This is a genomic window from Novosphingobium sp. AAP83, from assembly GCF_001295795.1.
Lineage (GTDB): Bacteria > Pseudomonadota > Alphaproteobacteria > Sphingomonadales > Sphingomonadaceae > Novosphingobium.
In genome coordinates this window covers 1-4,790 of sequence record NZ_LJHY01000083.1, presented here as the reverse complement: position 1 = coordinate 4,790, position 4,790 = coordinate 1, and the positions used below count along the sequence as shown (strand labels likewise).

Genomic DNA, 4,790 nt, shown 5'->3' with positions numbered 1-4,790 from the left:
CGGCTACGCGACCTGCATGCCGCAACACGTAAGCGTTTTGAGCAAGAGGTGGCAGACGTACCGATCGCACGTCGGGCATTCCGGCTTCGACGTCTTCAGAAGATCCATGACCGAGCTCTTGCGTCGGGTAATGCGGCCCTTGCCCTGCATACCCTGGAACAGGCCGCGAAAGAAGTCGGCGGTATGTTCAACAACACCCGCGTCGCCCTCAGGAAGACCTTATAACGTGGTTACTAGCAGCGCCTGACATATGGCCAAAATCTGTTGCAGGTGGTAGATAGACCTAGCTTGTTGCGCCTGCTGACCCTGCATTCTTCGGATCGAAGATGAAGTGGCCGTGACCCAGCGTTCTTGGCCAGCATCTTGAGACGGGTGGCATGTGTGTACAGTGACCGCCGACCAATGGGCGCTACCATGATGCCCAAAGCGACTGTGACCACGCCCACCATAACCTGACGGTGTTGTGTGATGCCATTGACTTTGTCCACCGCGTATTCGAAGTCGAGATGGCGAACCCGGCAGACGTAGTTCACAACAAGATAAAATCTGCGGTAGCGGCGATCCGCAAGGTCATCTCGGCCCGCGATCTTAAGGTGCTCATCTGTCTCTAAATGCCCAACGTGCGTGCGTTTCCTAAATCGATGTTCCGTAGTTGTGGTCTTCGTCATTCTGTATGGTGCCCACTTAGGGGAATGGTTGTGATCGGCGGGATTTTTTGCGTGGCCATCAACCAGCTACCATGCCAGCAATGACAATCACCGCAATCCAAAGAGGGAAGCCTATTAGCGTGACTGATAGTGCGTCCTTTGCCTTTTTGTTATAACCTTTTAAAAATAAGGAAAATGCAACGATTAGGCACGGTAAAACAAGTATCGAAAAGAATAGGAACAGCAAAGTACCAACCCGCTTGAGCGGAGTTTTGTGCTTAACCGCATCGAGTGCCGCATTAAGTTCCTTTTGTCTCTGCAACTCACTCCCATACTTTTGAGTAGGGCTGTCAATTTTCCTTCGAGACACTTCTTTTCGCGCTACCGCGATAAAAACAGGATCAAACCCATCTCGCTCTTTTGAGAAGGCGATCTCCAGAAGGTCCTCGTCTCTAAGGCTGGCAGCACGTTCAGCATAACTTGCCATGTCATCCTCCTCGGCACAGATTTTGCGCCAGCGCTTTTGCTTGCTCTATTTCCTTCGCCGTCATTTCACCACTAATCTGAGCCAAGCCATCCTCTGCGCCGTCGTAATCTTGTTCAGCCGCAAGCCTCAGCCATGCTGCGGCGGCAACTCGATCAACTTCAGCATGTTCACCGTGGGCCAGCATTGCGCCAATATTGTATTGAGCGGCAGCGTTTCCTTTACGGGCAGCCCTTTCGAAAAACGCGGCAGCTTCTTTCAAATCTTTTGGAGCATGATCGCCCCAATACAACTTAATTCCAAGTTCGCACTGGGCGTCTGTATCGCCTTGTTCGGCAGCTTTGCGATACCATTTCAAGGCGTCAGACATATTTTTCTGGATGTGCAATCCCGCCTCAAGCGCTACGGCGAGTTTGTACTGGCAATAGGCGTCTCCATTTTCAGCCCCAAGCCGAAACCAAAGGAAAGCTTCGGAATCGCTTTTGTCACACCCCATGCCCTCCTCTAGCATGTAGGCAACCATCGCCTGCGCACCCGCATGCCCCTTCTGGCCTGCTGCGCGATACCATTGAAGGGAAGTTGTCAGGTCAACTGGAACTCGCTTACCCTCATAAAGCATTGCCGCCATTGATAGTTGTGAAGCCAGATCTCCGCTTCTGGCCTCAGCTAAAATTTTTTCGACAGACTTCTCTGTATGACTCACTTCGCCACCAAGCCCGCCTACCTGATAATTCGACCATTTCCTCGATGCGTTCGTAGTTGCAAAAGCGATTGCCGCCTCAAGTACGCTTTTTTCAGGAGGCCAATTGAGTTCTGATCCGTTTTCGCACTTAACCCCATCAAAGGGGAGCACCACTGTTGGGAGCCATCGCTCCCCTTCGACCGTGTAGGTTCCCCAAACATATAAATCTTTGGTTGCGACGCCCAACGCCGCTGCAACGCTGGCTTGAAAAATATCAGCATCCAAAGGCAGAATGTCGAGCTCAAGCGCCCAGCGCTCCTTCTCCTCAGGCAGGTGGGTTTCTGGGTCCAATGACAGTGTGTCGGTATATTGCTTTTCGAACTGCACCGGTGCGCCAAGGGTGATTTTGATGCATTTCGTTTTCTCGAAAACCGCCGGATGCATCTGGGTAGGCTGCAATATCGGAGCCGAGACAGCGAAGGGATGGCCAGCTCTCTCTGCACGAACTCTAAGCTGGTCAATCTCTAAAGCCCAGCGCGAGGTAGTGCTCGCCAATGCGATGGGGATATCTCGATAGGCTATAGAGTCACCGTTTTCGAGATCATATGAAGTGACAGTGAACCAGCTCGCCAGCTGTGAGCTGGGATCACCAAAACATTCGATCCGTACGCCAAATTTTTCCGCGTCTCGTAACGGGTGCATGCTCTCGGTGGCCACGAAATTTGCATACACACTATAAAACATCATTGTGGATTGTCCGGCATAAAGCGCTGGAACCAAAGGCGATGGATACCGGACATAAAAGTTAGCAGCAAAGTTATGCTCATCAATCCACGACTGAGCGGATGATATCCAAGAATTTTTCTGCTCATTGGAGACTTCATCGCCGTCGGCGTTGGCCAATTGGTAACCAACCAAAAAACGCAGTTTCAGGGTTAGGTCACGAGTGACGACAATCTCATCTAGGGCCGATTTGGTGTCGTTCAGCGGCGGTACGGTGGCCATGTCCCTTTCGACGACATCAGGCGTATCGCCAGTTTGCCAACGGAAGAGCATGGTGTGAAGCAGCCGATTGATGCTTTCGTTGCTATACAAATCGCCCCATCGAAACGTCGTGAGGACAAACTTGAATTTTTCGCCTGACGGTAGCTCGGGTAAACCTAAGCAGAGCTCAGGAATCTTCGCGTCAGGGATATCTGTCGAGCAGATAATCGGCATCGCGACGATCTGCCCCCAAACATCACCGTTCTGCGTTTTATGCTCTCGATGTTCCAGAGACAGCTCGTACCGGACGTGCACTATTTCCCAAATTCTTGTTTCACCTTTGCGATAGATCGAATCGGCCACTTTGGTGATGACACTGCCGCCCCGCGCAATTCCAATATCGATGAGCCGTGAAAGAATACCGTACCGATCTTCGGTGAGCAGGCTCTCATCGTTGAGCACTTCCCAGCATCGTTCTGCTAGGTCATCAGTAATCAATATGCCCTTAGCATCGGTTGAATTGCAAATACCCCAAATGCTCAAAACATCAGGCATTACCTTTGGTTGTGCATCATCTGCGGTGAGCTTCAACATCCTCGGACCGATTTCGCGGGTATAATCGTCAAGCAGCACTGGCTTGAGACAATCTTTAAGGGCATCGCCCTCAAGACTTTTATAAGGGAATGGTCGAAGGCCCGTAAAAACGAGGTCGTTTTGCACATTGCGTCGTATCAGCGCTAACCCAGACGCTAATTTGCCGAAGAGACTATTGCGCTCCGAATGCACGATTTCCTCCAACCAGCCGAGATAGAATTCGACCGTTGCAGCGCCGATGAAACCGCTATGACAAAGGCACGCCTCGTTGATTTCCTCCTCAGTTAGCGTTGATCGGATATCCCAGAGGAGTTCGCAAACCCTTGGGTCGCCTGTAGTCAGAAGCCCTCCGAACACCGCTCCCCGGTTATTAATATGCTGAGAGCCTAGCATCTGGACGAGGTGACGAGGCAGAAGCAAAGGGTCTGCCCCTTCTGCAACCTTTCCAACGCTGACGTAATCCAGTGTGGCCGTGGAAACGATGCCCTTATCTTCTTCATCGCATATAAACGGCAAATATGCCGTGGCGGTGCAATCATCGAAATGTTGCGTGAAGGCCGTCACTTCTTGAAACAGGCGCTTCCGCAACTCCATTTCAAGCCCTTCTTCACAAGCCTTGCGATATTTTTCTCCGGCGTATGCAAAGGTGTCCGCGTCAGTGAAATACCCCGCCCGGATAATCTCACCCATTAGAGCGTCAATGACCCCACCGGCCTTGAGCAGGGCCTTCTCCCGCTCTTCTCTGCCCTCCACGTCGAGCGCTAACCGACGAAAGCCGTCAAAGTCCCTGCGAACCAGAGGGTTCCAGTTAATCACCAACTCCGCCACAACTATCCCTTCGAACTTTTTGCACTCTACGAGGCAATTGATTCGACCTCATCCAAAGACTTCTTGCCACAAACGCTCAAGGAAGCGCAGGCCACTAGTGCGGCCTAACAGGCATCAGTTCCTTCAATCCACCTGGCTCAAAGACCTCCACATGGACGCCCCACGTTAAGAGGTGCCAAACCTAGGTATCCCTTGGTAAGTTGGCCTATCTTACTGACGCTTAACAGCCGCGTGTCGTTGACCTCCCCTGCGTGCACTAAGACGTGTGGCAACTTTAACGAGACGTGCTGCAAAATCAGCTCCCAATCAGATTCGATGACCATTGTTGTGGCACCTCAACGGTCAACGTTCGACCGACTTCAGCACGCCGGCCCATAAGTTGGTCGACCTACCACAACTTACCCAGAACGTACTTGATGATGCGACTCCCTGAAACCGTAAAGCGCCGAATTTTCGAGCATTTGGCATGCTACTGGAGCCGAGCGGAGGTGGCGGAATTAATTAAGCAGGAGTAGGGGGTGCACGTCACCCCACGGCACGTGCGCACGTACGATCCGACGTCATTCCAATG

Annotated in this window: 3 protein-coding genes; 1 reads left to right on the top strand and 2 read right to left on the bottom strand. The window is 51.9% G+C overall.

What is annotated here, in order from left to right; genetic code table 11:
• On the top strand, positions 1–225 hold a 225-nt coding region (locus tag IP81_RS19460), incomplete at its 5' end, for a DUF2280 domain-containing protein (RefSeq protein WP_157573358.1).
• A gap of 501 nt (positions 226–726) precedes the next feature.
• On the opposite strand, the gene IP81_RS19455 is transcribed toward IP81_RS19460, so the two are convergent.
• Both IP81_RS19455 and IP81_RS19450 read right to left on the bottom strand, forming a co-directional pair.
• The gene (locus IP81_RS19455) at positions 727–1,134 is read right to left on the bottom strand and encodes a hypothetical protein (protein ID WP_054109661.1); all 408 of its coding nucleotides are present in this window, start codon (positions 1,132–1,134) and stop codon (positions 727–729) included.
• A 1-nt stretch (position 1,135) separates the two neighbouring features.
• A complete protein-coding gene (locus IP81_RS19450; RefSeq protein ID WP_054109660.1) occupies positions 1,136–4,219 on the bottom strand; it encodes a tetratricopeptide repeat protein in 3,084 nt (1,027 codons plus the stop codon).
• Between the last annotated feature and the right edge of the window lie 571 nt (positions 4,220–4,790).